At 46.4% G+C, this 15,023-nt stretch carries 14 protein-coding genes; 5 read left to right on the forward strand and 9 right to left on the reverse strand.

The genetic code is table 11. From position 1 onward, the window contains the following. Positions 1–1,557, reverse strand: a complete 1,557-nt coding sequence (locus BM359_RS10795; protein ID WP_054489245.1) for a cryptochrome/photolyase family protein — start codon at positions 1,555–1,557, stop codon at positions 1–3. A gap of 123 nt (positions 1,558–1,680) precedes the next feature. On the opposite strand from BM359_RS10795, the gene BM359_RS10800 reads away from it, so the two are divergent. Next, a complete protein-coding gene (locus BM359_RS10800; RefSeq protein ID WP_054489244.1) occupies positions 1,681–2,457 on the forward strand; it encodes a hypothetical protein in 777 nt (258 codons plus the stop codon). A gap of 5 nt (positions 2,458–2,462) precedes the next feature. Beyond that, entirely contained in the window at positions 2,463–4,448 is a 1,986-nt protein-coding gene (locus BM359_RS10805) for a 3-deoxy-D-manno-octulosonic acid kinase (RefSeq protein ID WP_054489242.1), read from the forward strand. Between the two features lie 78 nt (positions 4,449–4,526). On the opposite strand, the gene BM359_RS10810 is transcribed toward BM359_RS10805, so the two are convergent. The 4 genes from BM359_RS10810 to mutY form a co-directional block, all read right to left on the reverse strand. Further along, positions 4,527–5,780, reverse strand: coding sequence for a glutamate-5-semialdehyde dehydrogenase (locus BM359_RS10810; RefSeq protein ID WP_054489239.1), 1,254 nt, complete (start codon positions 5,778–5,780; stop codon positions 4,527–4,529). Beyond that, positions 5,777–6,892, reverse strand: a complete 1,116-nt coding sequence (gene proB, locus BM359_RS10815) for a glutamate 5-kinase (RefSeq protein ID WP_054489237.1) — start codon at positions 6,890–6,892, stop codon at positions 5,777–5,779. Before proB ends, BM359_RS10810 begins: the two co-directional genes overlap by 4 nt. A 154-nt stretch (positions 6,893–7,046) precedes the next feature. Next, the gene (locus BM359_RS10820; RefSeq protein WP_054489235.1) at positions 7,047–7,319 is read right to left on the reverse strand and encodes an oxidative damage protection protein; all 273 of its coding nucleotides are present in this window, start codon (positions 7,317–7,319) and stop codon (positions 7,047–7,049) included. A 7-nt stretch (positions 7,320–7,326) separates the two neighbouring features. Beyond that, positions 7,327–8,370 (reverse strand): A/G-specific adenine glycosylase, encoded by a 1,044-nt coding sequence (gene mutY, locus BM359_RS10825; protein ID WP_054489396.1) that lies wholly within the window; start codon positions 8,368–8,370, stop codon positions 7,327–7,329. Positions 8,371–8,485: 115 nt separating this feature from the next. On the opposite strand from mutY, the gene BM359_RS10830 reads away from it, so the two are divergent. Together BM359_RS10830 and trmB are read left to right on the forward strand one after the other, a co-directional pair. After that, positions 8,486–9,577 (forward strand): OmpA family protein, encoded by a 1,092-nt coding sequence (locus BM359_RS10830; RefSeq protein WP_054489233.1) that lies wholly within the window; start codon positions 8,486–8,488, stop codon positions 9,575–9,577. A 112-nt stretch (positions 9,578–9,689) separates the two neighbouring features. Continuing rightward, positions 9,690–10,406, forward strand: a complete 717-nt coding sequence (gene trmB / locus BM359_RS10835; RefSeq protein ID WP_054489231.1) for a tRNA (guanosine(46)-N7)-methyltransferase TrmB — start codon at positions 9,690–9,692, stop codon at positions 10,404–10,406. 16 nt (positions 10,407–10,422) lie between these two features. Here the strand turns inward: trmB and hemW are convergent, their stop codons facing one another. Together hemW and rdgB are read right to left on the reverse strand one after the other, a co-directional pair. After that, complete coding sequence (hemW, locus tag BM359_RS10840) at positions 10,423–11,574, reverse strand: radical SAM family heme chaperone HemW (RefSeq protein WP_054489230.1); 1,152 nt, start codon at positions 11,572–11,574, stop codon at positions 10,423–10,425. Next, entirely contained in the window at positions 11,571–12,182 is a 612-nt protein-coding gene (gene rdgB / locus BM359_RS10845) for an RdgB/HAM1 family non-canonical purine NTP pyrophosphatase (protein ID WP_054489228.1), read from the reverse strand. The genes hemW and rdgB overlap by 4 nt, the downstream gene beginning before the upstream one ends. Positions 12,183–12,319: 137 nt before the next feature. On the opposite strand from rdgB, the gene BM359_RS10850 reads away from it, so the two are divergent. Then, complete coding sequence (locus BM359_RS10850) at positions 12,320–14,050, forward strand: potassium/proton antiporter (RefSeq protein ID WP_054489226.1); 1,731 nt, start codon at positions 12,320–12,322, stop codon at positions 14,048–14,050. On the opposite strand, the gene BM359_RS10855 is transcribed toward BM359_RS10850, so the two are convergent. After that, positions 14,047–14,472 carry a DUF4426 domain-containing protein gene (locus BM359_RS10855; protein WP_054489224.1) on the reverse strand — a complete coding sequence of 142 codons (426 nt, stop codon included), beginning with the start codon at positions 14,470–14,472 and terminating at the stop codon, positions 14,047–14,049. The two genes, BM359_RS10850 and BM359_RS10855, sit on opposite strands and share 4 nt — an antisense overlap. Positions 14,473–14,495: 23 nt before the next feature. Continuing rightward, positions 14,496–15,023, reverse strand: coding sequence for a YggT family protein (locus BM359_RS10860; protein ID WP_054489223.1), 528 nt, complete (start codon positions 15,021–15,023; stop codon positions 14,496–14,498).

Below are 15,023 nucleotides of genomic sequence, written 5' to 3' on the forward strand. Positions count from 1 at the left end.
TTATAACTCATTGATATTATCTAAATAAACTTCGGCCTGTTTCATTAACGCCTGCTGTTCTTTGTGGGTTTTCTTACCCCATACCTGATCCATCATGCGCATTCTGTGATTATCTTTAAACTGTTCTTTATGACGCTCAATAAAATGCCAGTACAGGCTGTTAAAAGGGCAGGCTTTATCTCCCGTTTTCTTCTTTGGGTCATAATAGCACTCTTTACAATAGTGCCCCATTTTCTGCATATAGTTAGCACTGGCAATATAAGGCTTTGTGGCAATCAGACCGTTGTCAGCATACTGACTCATACCTCTGGTATTAGGCATCTCTACCCATTCAATAGCATCAATGTAAATACCAAGGTACCAGTCATCCAGAGCGTCTGGTGACACACCCGCCAACAAAGCAAAGTTTCCGGTTATCATTAACCGCTGTATATGGTGTGCATACGCATATTCTAAGGATTGCTCAATAGAGTGATGCAGGCAATTCATTTTGGTGTCACCAGTCCAGTAAAAATGAGGCAAAGGTCTATTATGATCCAGGGCGTTAAGGTTTTTGTAGTCAGGCATATGCGCCCAGTAAATCCCCCGGACGAATTCACGCCAGCCGATAATTTGCCGGCAAAAGCCTTCAATCTGAGCGATTGATATACTTTCTTGATTCTCAGACCAGGTATTAACAGCTGCTTTTACAACTTCTAGTGGATGTAACATTTTCGTGTTTAAAGAGAACGAGAGCCTGGAGTGATACAAACTCCAGTGAGCTTCCTTAAGTGTGTCTGCTGTTGCCATAGTGTCCTGATAACGACCAAAATTAGGCAGCCCAAACTGACAAAAATGTTCAAGTAACTGTTTTGATTGTTGACGGTTTACCGGCCATATTAATTGGTTTGGGGAAGCTTTGCCCATTGTCTGAATATGGCACTTTTGCAGCAAAGTATCGATATCTGAGACATCATTAGAAAATACCAGGGGAGGTTCTACACCTTGATTGGCAGGAATCTTTTTCTGGTTTTCCTTATCGTAATTCCAGCGACCGCCGACCGGGCGACCATTCTCCATCAAAATGTCGTATCGCTGGCGCACCTTTCTGTAAAAGGTTTCCATTAAGTAGTTTTTGCTATCGGGAAAATATTCTTTTAATGAATCACGCGTAGTGAGGAAGTGCTCAGTATCATACCAGTTTAACTTGATGCTTCTGGCGCCGGCCCAGCTTCTAAGTTGGTGATCGAGCCGATACTCGTCGGGTTGCTGACATTCCAGGACCGCTCCCTTGTTTTGAGCGATAATATATTCAAGGTTTTGTGTCAGACTTTGCTGGTTGTCGCTGTCATCCAGTTTAATGTAGTGTACGCGATGTCCCGCCGAGTCTAATGCATTAGCAAAGGCGCGCATTGCGCTAAAAAAAGCCAAAACTTTTTGTCGATGATGAACGACATAGTCAGTCTCCTGTTTTAGCTCCATCATGACATAAAGTATGCCTTGCTCCTTTTGCCGGAACCAGGAGTGCCTGACATTGAGTTGGTCGCCGAGTATTAACCGAACGGTATGAGTTGTCATAGTCTCTTAAGTTTGAATATCCAGTCAGTCAATCAATACGCAGGCTCTGAGGATTCAGATCGGCGTACCTAAATGAGCTAAAATATGGCATGATGCGCGGTAGTTTAAGATCCAGGAGTGATTATGAATCAGGTTACAGAGAGCGGGAGCTCTTCAGAGCAAAATACAGTTAATGTGATTTGCATTAAATGGGGTAAAAAGTATGGCTCCGATTACGTCAATACTTTGCACTCTATGGTCAGCCGACATCTCAGTCGGCCATTCCGTTTTGTTTGTTTTACCGACGATTTTGAAGGCATTAATGACGACATTGAAGTAAAAGCTATTCCTAAAATCGGCTTTAAAGACTTTGATGAACAGCTTCCCTGGACTAAAGGGCACGGTTGGCTAAAACTGACTTGTTTTGCAAACCCTTTGTATGACCTGGAAGGGCCTACACTGTTTCTGGACCTGGATATTATTATTGTTGGCAGTCTTGATGAATTCTTTGAACCTGAAGGTGATTTTATGGTGATCAAAGAATGGGATAAATCAGACGCTACGGGCAATACCTCGGTATTCCGGTTCAATATTGGGGCACATGAAGATGCCCTGGAGCATTTGAAGAAAGACCCTGATGCAGCTACCGCCGATGTGCGAAATGAACAAGAGTACATTACGCACTTTGTCGATCGTCAGAACAAGCTGAAATACTGGCCGGAAAAGTGGTGTCGTAGCTTCAAACGTCATTGTCTGCGTCCGTTCCCGTTAAGTTTCTTCCAGGAGCCCCGTATACCTGAAGAAGCAAAAGTTATTATCTTCCATGGCAAGCCACACCCGGATGATGCATTAGAAGGCCGAAGCGGTAAGTGGTACCGGAAAGTCTTGCCGACTAAGTGGATTGCCGAGTATTGGCGTTAAAGAATATGAGACTGTGGCTCTATGGAATGCTATTGCGGCTGGTCACTCCAGCCGTTTTTGTCTGGTTGTGGCTGCGCGGTAAGAAGGATGCCCGTTATCGCCAGAACTGGTCAGAAAGGCTTGCATTAGGCGCTGTTGATAAAAAGCTGCAGGGTTGCCTTGTTATCCACAGTGTTTCTGTTGGAGAAACCTTAGCGGCTAAGCGATTAATAGAGCAGCTACTGTATCAACAGCCCGGACAGAAAGTGTTGATTACCTGTATGACACCAACCGCCAGGACACTCATTCAGCAGCATTTTGGCGAGTCTGTCAGTTGTCGTTATTGGCCAATTGATACTCCGGGTTCAGCGAAACGTTTCGTGCGTAAGCTGAAACCTAAAGGGGTATGGATAATGGAGACAGAGCTTTGGCCGCAGATGCTGAAGCATTTTTCCAAAGCTAATGTGCCTGTAAGTTTATTGAATGCCCGGCTTTCGGCGCGCTCCGCTAGGGGGTACCGGCGTTTCCATTGGCTTATGAAGGCTGTATGGAAACAACTGACTCTGGTGTCGGTTCAGAATAAAGAAACTGCGCGTCGAATGAAGGTTCTGGGGGTAGCGCAGAGCCGACTTTTTGTAGACGGAAACCTTAAATACGATATCCAACTTTCCGGCAAGGATATCGATAAAGCTTACCCGTGGAAACAGAGTTGCTCTGGAAGGAATGTTTGGTTGGCAAGCAGCAGCCATCCCGGGGAGCATGAAGTTCTTCTTGAAGCACATAAGCTGGTTCAGGAAGAGCAACCTGATGCCTGTCTTATTATTGCGCCAAGGCATCCTGAGCAATTTGAAAAAGTTGCAGAGCTGACCCGGCAGTCTGGACTAAAGTTGGCTCGCCGCACCGAGTTTAATGAGATACCACAGGACTGTGATGTCTTTCTCGCTGACAGTATGGGCGAAATGATGCTGTGGGGGCAGTTAGCTTCAGCGAGCTTTATTGGTGGAAGTATCATTGAGCGTGGAGGGCACAACCCCCTTGAAGTTATTGCTGCTGGCTCCAATGTTATGTCTGGGCGGCATGTATTTAATTTTCCACAGGTTTACGCTGAGCTGTCTAAAGTTGGCGCTGTGCGGTGGGTAAAAAATGCCGAAGAAATTAAACAGGCTGTGAGTTTGATGCAGCAGGCAGCGGTCATGAAAACGCAACATGAAGCTGCTAAAAGCGTTTTACAAACGCATCAGGGTGCTACGTTAAGAGTCTTAAAGCGAGCACTGGAATATACTCTGACAGGAAGCGGTATGATAAAAACAGAGCAGACTCCCCGAGGGCTCATTCGCTATGACAGCGATATTATAGAAACGATAGAAGATAAGCATTTTTCAGCCCAGTATTGGCAGCAACAAAAGGCGATTGCCGGGAATTCGACGGGGCGTGCAACTGTCTGGTTTATTCAACAAGGCGATTTAGGGCTTTTGTTACGACACTATTACCGTGGTGGTTTGGTTGGAAAAATTAATAAAGACCGTTTTTTACGCGAGCCAGCGGAGAAAAGCCGGGCAATACACGAATTTGATTTGCTCTGTAAACTCCGTGATATTGGCTTGCCGGTTCCTCGCCCTGTGGCGGCCAGAATGGAAAAGACCGGCGTATTTAGTTATAAAGCTGATATTTTAGTTGAAGTGATTCCCGGCGCAGTTGATGTTTATCGACTATTGCGCGAGAAACAGCTCTCAGCTGAGCTTTGGCAAAAGCTCGGTAGTGCTATTAAGCAATTGCACGATACTGGTGTTTATCACTCGGATTTGAATTGTCACAACCTTATGCTGGATGACAACGACAAAGCCTGGATTGTGGATTTTGATAAGTGTGATTTCCGTGAAAGCGGGGAGTGGAAGGAAGCGAATATTCAGCGTTTGCTGCGTTCCTTGCGCAAAGAAAAAGAAAAGAATGAGACTTTTTACTGGAAGGAGTCTCGTGACTGGCCTGAGTTATTAACGGGTTATCGCCGTTAAGCTTCAAGCCATACCATAAAAAAAAGCCCCGACTCACTTCAAATGAGCCGGGGCTTTTTTATGCGTTAAAGCACTGAATTAATCGCGAACTTGACCGTTACCGGTTACCACGAATTTTTCAGTTGTTAGGGCTTCAAGACCCATTGGTCCATAAGCGTGCAGCTTACTGGTAGAAATACCAATTTCAGCACCTAAACCTAACTGGCCGCCGTCTGAGAAGCGAGACGAGACATTTGCCATGGTAACGGCTGAATCTACTTCACGAATGAAACGCTTAGCGGTTTCGTCGTTCTCGGTAATAATCACTTCTGTATGACCACTGCCAAACTCCTGAATATGCTCAATAGCACCTTCGTAGTTATCAACGGTTTTAACCGCGATTTCCAGAGCAAGGTATTCTTCGCCAAAGGCATCGTCTGCAATCTCATCAGCGCCGTCAAAGTAGCTTACTGAACGTTTATCGGCGTGGATTGTTACGTTTTTCTCAGCCAGGGCTTTAGCAGCCATAGGTAAGAATTTATCAGCAACATCCTGATGAACCAGTAAGCCTTCAAGCGCGTTACAAACGCCGGTACGCTGGGTTTTACCATTAAGTAAAATCGCCAGGGCTTTATCAAGGTCAGCGTCTTTATCAACGTACAGATGGCAAACGCCTTTGTAGTGTTGAATCACCGGGATCTTACTGGTGTCACTAACAAAGTGAATCAGACCTTCGCCGCCACGAGGGATAACCAGGTCAATATAATCTTTTTGTTGCAGTAACTCGGTCATCAGTTCACGATCAGGTGTTGGTACTACCGTGATGACGTCTTTCGGCAAGTTGCTGGCTTCTAAAGCTTCGTGCAGGGCTTCAGCAATGGCTTTACTGCTCTCAATTGCTTCACGGCCACAACGTAAGATTACGGCGTTGCCAGACTTAAAGCACAGGGCACCGGCATCGGCGGTCACATTTGGACGCGCTTCATAAATCATGCAGATAACACCCAGTGGAATGCGCATTTTTTCAATTTTCATTCCGTTAGGGCGCTCATCCAGCACGTAGCTGTCGCCGACCGGATCTTTTAATGCAATGATTTCTTCAATGGCAGAAGCCATGCCCTCAACACGTTCCGGTGTCAACTCCAGGCGATCCATCATGGCATCGCTCAGACCTTTCTCTTTACCGGTAGCCAGGTCTTTCTTATTGACTTCAATAATCTTGTCCTGGCGTGCGCGAATTGCGTCTGCCATCTTTTGTAGCACACTGTTTTTATCTGCTTCAGATAAGGTTGCTACAGCGCGTGCTGCTTTTGCGGCGCGTTGTGAAATCTCTTTTGCTAATTGCTGGCTCATGCGTCCTCCAAAATCATTAGATCGTCACGGTGAATGACTTCTGTAATTGGGCTATAGCCAAATTTTTCAGCTATGTCTTCTGTTTGCTGCCCTTTAATGTGCATAAGTTCATGCGCGCTGTACTGACAAATACCTTTTGCAATAGCGTCAGTATCATTGGCGCTGCGAACCAGCACGGCGTCACCGCGATCAAAATCGCCTTGTACATCAACAATGCCTGAACTTAATAACGAGGCACCGTTCTCAATTAATGCTTTTTCAGCACCTTCATCAACCAATATTTCACCCTGGGCAACCAAGGTATGTCTTAACCAATGCTTTTTGTTGCTAATTGGATCAGATTGGCGACGGAATAATGTGCCGGGGATGTCACCTTGTAACAACGATTCAAAGGTTTCACCTTTGCGACCGTTGACTATGTAGGTATCGATACCATGGGAAGTGGCTTTCTCAGCGGCTTCAACTTTGGTCCGCATACCACCAGTACCTACAGAACTCACAGAACCACCGGCAAGTGAGTAAATACTTTCGTCAATTTGTTCAACCACCGGTATTTTCTTGGCGTCCGGGTTCAGGTTGGGATCGGAATCGTACAGGCCATCGATGTCTGAACAAATAAACAGAGCGTCAGCGTCGACTAACGTGGCTACCATGGCTGACAAGTTGTCGTTGTCGCCTACTTTCATTTCGTCGGTAGCCAGAGCATCGTTTTCATTTACCACAGGTAAAATGTTGTGCTCTAACAATCTGTTTAAGGTGTTTTTAATACTTACGTAGCGAGCGCGGTCGCGTAAGTCACTGTGTGTCATTAACAACTGGGCGCAGGGGGAATCAAAGAAGCGCGACCAGTAGCCCATCATTTCATTCTGACCGACGGCTGACATTGCTTTGCGTACGGCTACAGGAACTTTCTTGTGTTCAAAGTTAATATGCTTGCGTCCGGCAGCGACACTGCCCGATGACACTAAGACAACTTCTTGTCCGCGTTCGCGGCATTCGTTAATAAAACGAGCGATGGGTAAAAGGTATTTGGTACTAACCCCAGTTTCATCTGGCGCGATGAGCGCACTCCCCACTTTCAGTACGGCTCTTCGCCAGGATGGCGCTTTCATAGAGACTCCCTTTTGTTGAATTCGTTAGTAGTCTAACAGATTGGCTGTCTAAGCTCCAGTGAGGCTCATAAGCCATACCTATTGTCAATATATTAGACAATAATTTAGATTGACAAGAAAAAAGAGCATTCTTTAAAAAAGATTACTGAGACAATTACTTCTCGGGAGGAGTATAGCCCTCTATTTGGGGATCTTTGCCTTCAAATAAAAAGGCCGTCATTTGGGCTTCAAGAAATTCGCGATCAGATGGATCCATCATATTTAGTCGCTTTTCATTAATCAGCATGGTCTGTTTCTTTTGCCATTCAGCCCAGGCTTCTTTTGATATGTTATTAAAAATTCGTTCGCCCAGTTCACCGGGGTAAAGCTGAAAGTCCAGTCCCTCGGCTTCTTTCTGATAATGCTGGCAAAATACGGTACGACTCATGTTGTACTCACTTATTGGTCATTAATTGTTTCATCAGTCTAACGGTTGGTGCAGCAAAGCCCAAGTCCTTATCGGTGTCAGGTTCTACCCAGAGGTGCTGGTTTTCGTTAAGCTGAGTTTCAGCGGGAACGACGTCTATCAGCAGAGGGTAGCAATCCAGATGAAAATGGCTGAAGGTGTGCCTGAAACCGTGCAACTGTTGGCGGCTATGCTCAGTTAACCCGTACTGCCTGATCACTGAGGGCACTTCTGTTTCTTCTGAGCTTTGAGGGAAACACCACAGTCCTCCCCAAATACCTGTTTGCGGTCTTTTCTCCAATAACAACTGACCCTGGTGGCGGAAAAGCAGCATATGCGTTGCCTTGACTGGCTTGGCTTTTTTTGGCTTCTTACCCGGGTACTGTGCCATTGTATTCTTTGCTTTGGCTAAACAAGTATTGTTGACGGGACATTGCTCGCAGAGCGGCTTAGTTCGGGTGCATATCATTGCACCGATATCCATCATGGCTTGATTATAGGCACCAGAGTCACTCTCAGGAGTAAGCTCTTCGCTGAGTTGCCAGAGCTCTTTTAATACACTGGTTTTACCCGGCCAACCTGCGACAGCAAAGTGGCGGGCTAAGACACGTTTAACATTGCCATCTAAAATTGGAGCGTACTCACCATGCCCAAGTGAACGAATAGCGCCTGCTGTCGAACGACCAATACCGGGTAATTCTTCAAGCTCATGAACTTTTTTAGGAAACTTACCGTTAAAACGGGTGCAAATGATTTTTGCGGTTTTATGAAGGTTACGGGCGCGGGCATAGTAGCCTAAACCTGTCCATAAGTTCAGTACTCGGTCTTGCGGAGCCTCGGCTAATGCTTGAACTGTGGGAAATGTCTCCATAAAACGTTCGAAGTACGGAATAACGGTGGTGACCTGGGTTTGTTGGAGCATGATTTCTGAAACCCAGACACGGTATGGGGTGACATTTTTCTGCCAGGGAAGATGCTTGCGACCATGCTGTTGAAACCAGCGAAGGACTTGAGAGCTGAATGTTTGAGTCAACTGTAAATCTCTGCAAATAAAAATGACTAATTTCAAGAATGTACTATTCTTTATGACATACACAGTGTCTCATATTCCGAGCATGATTGTTATTGCAATTAAAAGGAGCTTTGCAATGAAAACCTTAAACCTAATTACTTTATCTTTGCTTACCGCCGGGTTAACTGCTCCGGTTTTTGCACAGCAGACTGAGGTTGAGCAAAACGACTTTTATCTGGGTGCGCGTTTGGGCGTATTTTCTGCTGATGATGATCGCGTTGCGGTCAAAAATGAGCAGTTATTTTTTGTTGATGACGGTTTCAAAACCATCACCTCAGGTATTGAAGCTGGCATGATGTTTACTGAGGCATGGGAAGCCCGTATCTATTACGATTACATGGAAGCTGACTTAGTTGGCGGCGGCGATGGCTATGGCGACAGCTATGGTGTTGATGCGCTGTATCACTTCAATAACAGCTTTTATGCCGGTTTAGGTGTGAATAACACTGAAATTGGTGATGTAACCGATGTCGCAGCTCGCCTGACCCTGGGTCACCGTAGCTTTATTAACGATAACCTGGCGTGGCGGATTGAAGGTGGAGCCCAGCGTGGTTGGGAAGAAGACTACACCGAAATGTTTGCAAACATTGGTTTGCAGTGGTTCTTCGGCGGCCGCGATACAAGCCCTGAGCCAAGACCACGTCCTGAACCACAGCCAGAACCTCAACAAGCAGCACCTGAGCCTGAATCAGAGCCTGTAGATTCAGACGGTGACGGCGTTGTTGACTCTAAAGACAATTGCGCAAATACGCCTAAGAATTACTCAGTGGATGAAAACGGTTGTATTTTATACGAAAACGAGACTATCACTGAAGAGTTACTCGTTGAGTTTGACCTGAATTCATCTGAGATTCGTAGTGGCGAACGTAACGATATCGAGGAAATGGCGGAGTTCATGAAAGAGCATCCACAACTCGATATTACTATTCATGGACACACCGACAGCACAGGTGAAGCTGAGTACAACCAGTGGTTGTCTGAACGTCGTGCAGAAACTGTTGCCAACGCATTGGTTGAAAAGCATGGTATCGCCAGAAGCCGAGTGGACTTTAAAGGACACGGTGAGTCTCAGCCTAGAGTTCGTGAAGACAGTGCGGCTGACCGCCAGAAAAACCGTCGCATTGAAGCAACATTGAAAGTTGTTAACCGTGTACCTAAAACACGTTAATACCAATTGTATTGATTGCTTGAAATAGCGATAATAGCTCTACTGTAAACAGGCCTGATTTTTCAGGCCTGTTTTTTTGGTATTAGCTAAGTCACTAATTGTCAGGAAAGTCATGAGCCAGTTTAAAAGTGCCGAAGAAGCCGCAGCGGCGGGTAAGTATGTCAGAACAGTTCGGAGTTTCGTTAAAAGAGAAGGAAGGCTAACGAAAGGGCAGGCAACTGCAATTGAGCGCCTTTGGCCGACTCTTGGCTTAACGCTGGATAGTGGTCGGTTGGATCTTGCCCAGGTTTTTCATCGAAAGGCTCCCGTAACTTTAGAAATCGGCTTTGGTATGGGGCACTCACTGGTTGAAATGGCTGCTAATGACCCCGAGCGCGACTTCATTGGTATCGAAGTTCATGAGCCTGGTGTTGGTGCCTGCCTTATGGCTGTCGAAGAAGCGGGGATAGACAATCTTCGGGTATTTCACGAAGATGCCGTTGAGGTGTTGAAACAGTGTATTCCGGACAAAAGCCTAAACTGCGTTCAGATTTTCTTCCCTGATCCCTGGCATAAAAAGCGTCATCATAAACGTCGTATAGTGAACCCCGAGTTTTTGAGCTTATTAACTCAGAAGCTAGAATCTGGTGGGATTATTCACCTGGCAACAGACTGGGAAAATTACGCTGAGCACATGCTAGAGGTGTTAAATGGAGCCTCTGATTTAAGCAATTTATCAGCTTCAGGAGATTACGTGCCCAGACCAGAAAGTCGACCCAAAACCAAGTTTGAACGCCGGGGCGAAGGTAAAGGGCATGGCGTCTGGGATTTACAGTTTCAGGTTAAGTAGTGATGTCGCTTCTGGATTAATCCAGAAGCGTATCTAAAACTGAGTTCAGGAAGCGATGGCCTTGCTGTGTTAAACGCCAGTGCTGTGTGTTTTCAATTACCAACCCCAGAGATTTTGCCTTGCCCAAGTGTTCTGACGCTAAGTCGGCGGGAAGTCCGGTAGTATGTTCAAAATTATCTTTGCTAACTGGCTCCAGTAAACGGAACTGATTCATAAAGAATTCAAACATACGGTCGTCAATTGCAACTTCTTTTAACTGATAACGCAGAGCTTTAGTCAGATCCAAGTAACCTTTAGGGTGCTTTATCTTTTCACAGCGCAGAATCTTATTTTGCTGTGGAAGTGTGACTTTGCTGTGTGCTCCGCAGCCAATGCCTAAGTAATCGCCATACTGCCAATAGTTTTTATTGTGGAGGCTTTGGTGACCCGGTTTTGCATAAGCACTCACCTCGTACTGATGGTAACCGGCCGCTTCCAAAAGCTTATGACCCTGTTGGTAAATTTCCCATAAGGTGTCATCGTCAGGCAACTCAGGCGGCTGGCTTGCGAACAGGGTGTTAGGTTCAATAGTTAACTGATACCAGGAAATATGCGGAGGGTTCAGCGCGATGACCTGACGCAAGTCATCTAATGCCATTTCTACGGTTTGGTCCGGCAGTCCATGCATAAGGTCAAGGTTAAAGCTGGCGAGCGGTAACTGACTTGCGTGTCGGGCTGCTTCTTTTGCCTGCTGCGGGTTATGAATACGCCCCAGACGCTGCAGTTGGTGCTCCTGCAGACTTTGAATGCCAATAGACAATCGATTTATGCCAGCAGCAACGAACGCGGAGAATTTTTCGGTCTCAAAAGTACCCGGGTTGGCTTCCATGGTTACTTCGCAGTCAGAACTCAGGGTTACGGTTGCCCGCACACCGTCCATTAATTGCTGTATTGCTGCAGCCGAGAGTACACTGGGTGTGCCTCCGCCAATGAAGATAGACCGAATTTCTCGTTCCTGTACCCACTCAAGGTCGGCCCTTAGATCTTCCAGCAGACGTCCGACATAACTTGCTTCGGGCACATCGCCCGTTAGCTTATGTGAGTTGAAGTCGCAGTAAGGGCATTTCTGAATACACCATGGAATGTGTATATACAGAGATAACGGCGGAAGCGTCAGTGGGTAAGTCATTTAGTGAGCTGCTCAATCAGTTGTTTCAGAGCCTGACCACGATGGCTGAGCGCTTGTTTTTCTGTTTTATCAAGTTGTGCGGCTGAAGCATTTTTTTCTTCAACCCAAAAAACGGGGTCGTAGCCGAAACCATGTTCACCGACTGGCTTTGTTAATATGCGTCCGTCCCAGCGGCCCTGGCAGATAATTGGCGTTGGGTCTTCTGCACTTTGCATATAGACCAATACGCAATGAAAACTGGCCTGTCGCTGGTGCTCTTCAGCGCCCTCTAAAGCCTGTAATAATTTATTGATATTATCGGAATCTGTCGCATTGGAGCCGGCATAACGAGCAGAATAAACCCCCGGTGCGCCGTTTAACGCTGCAACGGCAAGCCCTGAGTCGTCGGCAATAGCGGGTAGCCCGGTTTGTTGACACGCATGCCGCGCTTTAATAATGGCGTTTTCGACAAAGGTGGTTCCAGTTTCGTCAGCTTCAGTGAAGTCCCAGTCGGATTGTGGGCGGACCTGCCAGTCGGCAGTAGCCTTTGTTCGACTTAACATATGACGTAACTCGGCAACTTTACCTGCATTACCGGTAGCCAATACCAAAGTTTTTTGTGGCTTCATAAAACGGACCTGTACACTCATTATTAAGAGGCACAGGATAAAGGGTTTTAACGGGATTTGAAATCTTACATTAGCGTCTAAGTTAAATCTGTTATGATAAATAGGCAGAGACAGAGACAGAGATAAGGAGATTCTATTTGGATTCGGCTAACACCTTGATTTTACTGTGTGGCTTGTTGTTGGTTGTCAGCATTTTAGCCGCTGTGGCCTCCAATCGACTGGGAGCCCCTGTACTACTGACTTTTTTGTTAGTTGGCATGCTTGCCGGTGAACAAGGAGTGTTGGGAGTCGAGTTTAACAATCCGGATATCGCCTTTTTTATAGGCTCTGCTGCTCTGGTCATTATCCTTTTTGACGGGGGGATGCGAACTCACCCAGAACGCTTTCGGGTCGCCTTGTGGCCTGCCATTAGCCTGGCAACAATAGGTGTTGCCTTAACCTGTACCTTAGTTGCCTCCCTCGCTGTTTATTGGTTTTCTTTGCCCTGGCCTGCAGCTTTGCTTATGGGGGCGATACTGAGCTCAACTGACGCGGCAGCGGTGTTTGGTATATTTCAATCCAGAGGACTACAAATTAAAGAGCGGGTTGCCTCAACACTTGAAATAGAGTCGGGCAGTAACGATCCAATGGCGGTCATTCTGACTTTAACGATGACCGGCGCCGTAGCCAGTGGCAGTTTTCCAGATTGGTATTGGATAGGTCTTGATATTGTCTGGCAGTTAATTGGCGGTCTGACAATAGGTTGGTTAGGTGGGCGGCTATTCATTATTGCCGCTCGAAAACTGCCGTTAAGCTTTAGCTTTTTCCCCTTATTGGCCGTAGCCTGTGCTATCTCCATTTACGCATTAACGGCGAAACTGCACGCCAGCGGCTTTCTGGCTGTTTATTTAATGGGGTTTGTTATTGGTAACGCCCGGTTGCCTCAGTTGGTTCATATTCTGCAGGTGCAGGACGGGCTGGCGTGGCTCAGCCAGATAGCGATGTTCCTCATTCTCGGATTACTTGTTGTTCCTTCTTACTTAGTCGCTAACGCACCGGTCGCAATTGGTATTGCCTTTACTCTAATATTTATTGCTCGTCCGTTGGCGGTGGTGGTGAGTTTATTGCCCTTTAGCTTTCCTTGGCGAGAGCAGGTGTTTATTAGTTGGGTGGGGTTAAGAGGAGCCGTCCCCATTATTTTGGCTTTATTCCCATGGCTGAGTGGCGTACCAAATCAGGAGCTTTACTTCGATATTGCTTTTGTTGTGGTAATGATTTCATTGATTATTCAGGGCTGGAGTATTGCGCCGGTAGCGCGCTGGCTGGGGCTGGAAGTGCCGTTAAAAGCAAAACCGCAGCAACGTATGCCACTATCATCTGTGCCCAGTAAAGAGGCGCTGGAGGTCTGGCTTTATCGCATTGATAAAAACTCACCTGCCTGTGACCATACCTGGAAAGAGCTGAAGTTAACTGCGCCTGCCACTTTCGTTGGGTTGATCCGCGACGGCGAATGGTTGCAGCCGGAAACCCAGCCCATGGTTGAAGAAGGTGACGGTTTGCTGGTGGCTGCTACGGTGAAAGATATTGACGAGGTCAGTCGAATTCTTGCATCAGGTGGTAAAGGCTTAAAGGTATCAGAAAAAGACTTCTTTGGTGACTTCACGTTACGTGGCGATCTGACGCTGGCCGATGTCGGTAGCTTCTACCCTGTGGGGGAACTTAACGAAGGTTTATTGAGCACGACGATATCCGACTATTTCTTGCTGAAATTCCACCGGCGAGTGGTTATTGGCGACACCATACGTTTAGGTGATGTTATTCTGACCGTACGAAAAGTCAGTGACAAAGGCGATATCCAGTCAATTGGTGTCAAGCCGGTAAAAGGCTAGTCGTTTAACCAAAACTCCTGGTTAAATTTAAGCGTTTGCTGGTCACCAACTTCAATAGTAAAGCGCAGGGTTTCGGCATTGGTGTAATTAAACTGTGCCAGATAGTAACTGGCATCGCCTTCTGTTACCTGCTGAAACTCGAGTTCCTGTATTTGGCCCAGCGGGTTAATAACTTGCCCGGTAACGCCAGGGGTTTGTGCTTTTTGAGTTTGTTTGTCGAGCACGGCAATATTAAGTACACCTTTTGAGGCGCTTCGGGTTAAGTCATATTGCGTTGCTACTGCCGGAGCTAATAAGGTGGAGGAAAAAGCGCTGTAGTGAACATCCCATTGACCAAGAGTCTTTTTTTGCTCAGCCATAAGGCTGGCAGAGAGCAGCATGGACATAGCTATTACTGTCTTAACAAAGAATGTTTTACTCATCACTTTATCCTCCACCAGTAACGTTAAACGCCAATTAATATTCGTAAAAACTGCAGGGCAATAATAACAACCAGTACCGATAAATCTAGGCCACCAATTGGCGGAATAACTTTACGTACAGGTGCTAACAGAGGCTCTGTAATTTGATGCAGCATGGCTTCTACCGGGTTATACCCCTGTGAGAACCAACTGAGTATGGCGCGGATTATCAATACCCAGAACAGCATCGACAGCAGGCTGCTAATGGTTGTTAGTATGCCCTGAATGACAATAACCAGTGGACCCACAGCCAGACCATTTAGCCAGACCAAAGCTGCCACTTTCAACATGCCTAGCGCTAGCGCAAATATTAAACTGGCAGTATCCAGCTTACCTATCATTGGCATGAAGCTACGAAGCGGTCCGACAACGGGCTGTGTTGCTTTATACACAAATTGGCTGACCGGGTTGTAAAAGTCTGCCTGGGTTAACTGCATCCAGAGTCGCAACAGCACAATGATCAGATACAGATCAATTAGGGTGGCGACTAAAAATGTGAGGGCGTTATTCAT

Source organism: Idiomarina abyssalis (assembly GCF_900116625.1).
GTDB classification, from domain to species: domain Bacteria; phylum Pseudomonadota; class Gammaproteobacteria; order Enterobacterales; family Alteromonadaceae; genus Idiomarina; species Idiomarina abyssalis.

Excerpts from the sequence above, each read along its gene's own strand:
- BM359_RS10795 (WP_054489245.1), bottom strand. The coding sequence starts at position 1,557 with ATGACAACTCATACCGTTCGGTTAATACTCGGCGACCAACTCAATGTC.
- BM359_RS10800 (WP_054489244.1), top strand. The coding sequence starts at position 1,681 with ATGAATCAGGTTACAGAGAGCGGGAGCTCTTCAGAGCAAAATACAGTT.
- BM359_RS10805 (WP_054489242.1), top strand. The coding sequence starts at position 2,463 with ATGAGACTGTGGCTCTATGGAATGCTATTGCGGCTGGTCACTCCAGCC.
- BM359_RS10810 (WP_054489239.1), bottom strand. The coding sequence starts at position 5,780 with ATGAGCCAGCAATTAGCAAAAGAGATTTCACAACGCGCCGCAAAAGCA.
- proB (WP_054489237.1), bottom strand. The coding sequence starts at position 6,892 with ATGAAAGCGCCATCCTGGCGAAGAGCCGTACTGAAAGTGGGGAGTGCG.
- BM359_RS10820 (WP_054489235.1), bottom strand. The coding sequence starts at position 7,319 with ATGAGTCGTACCGTATTTTGCCAGCATTATCAGAAAGAAGCCGAGGGA.
- BM359_RS10830 (WP_054489233.1), top strand. The coding sequence starts at position 8,486 with ATGAAAACCTTAAACCTAATTACTTTATCTTTGCTTACCGCCGGGTTA.
- trmB (WP_054489231.1), top strand. The coding sequence starts at position 9,690 with ATGAGCCAGTTTAAAAGTGCCGAAGAAGCCGCAGCGGCGGGTAAGTAT.
- hemW (WP_054489230.1), bottom strand. The coding sequence starts at position 11,574 with ATGACTTACCCACTGACGCTTCCGCCGTTATCTCTGTATATACACATT.
- rdgB (WP_054489228.1), bottom strand. The coding sequence starts at position 12,182 with ATGAAGCCACAAAAAACTTTGGTATTGGCTACCGGTAATGCAGGTAAA.
- BM359_RS10855 (WP_054489224.1), bottom strand. The coding sequence starts at position 14,472 with ATGAGTAAAACATTCTTTGTTAAGACAGTAATAGCTATGTCCATGCTG.
- BM359_RS10860 (WP_054489223.1), bottom strand. The coding sequence starts at position 15,023 with ATGAATAACGCCCTCACATTTTTAGTCGCCACCCTAATTGATCTGTAT.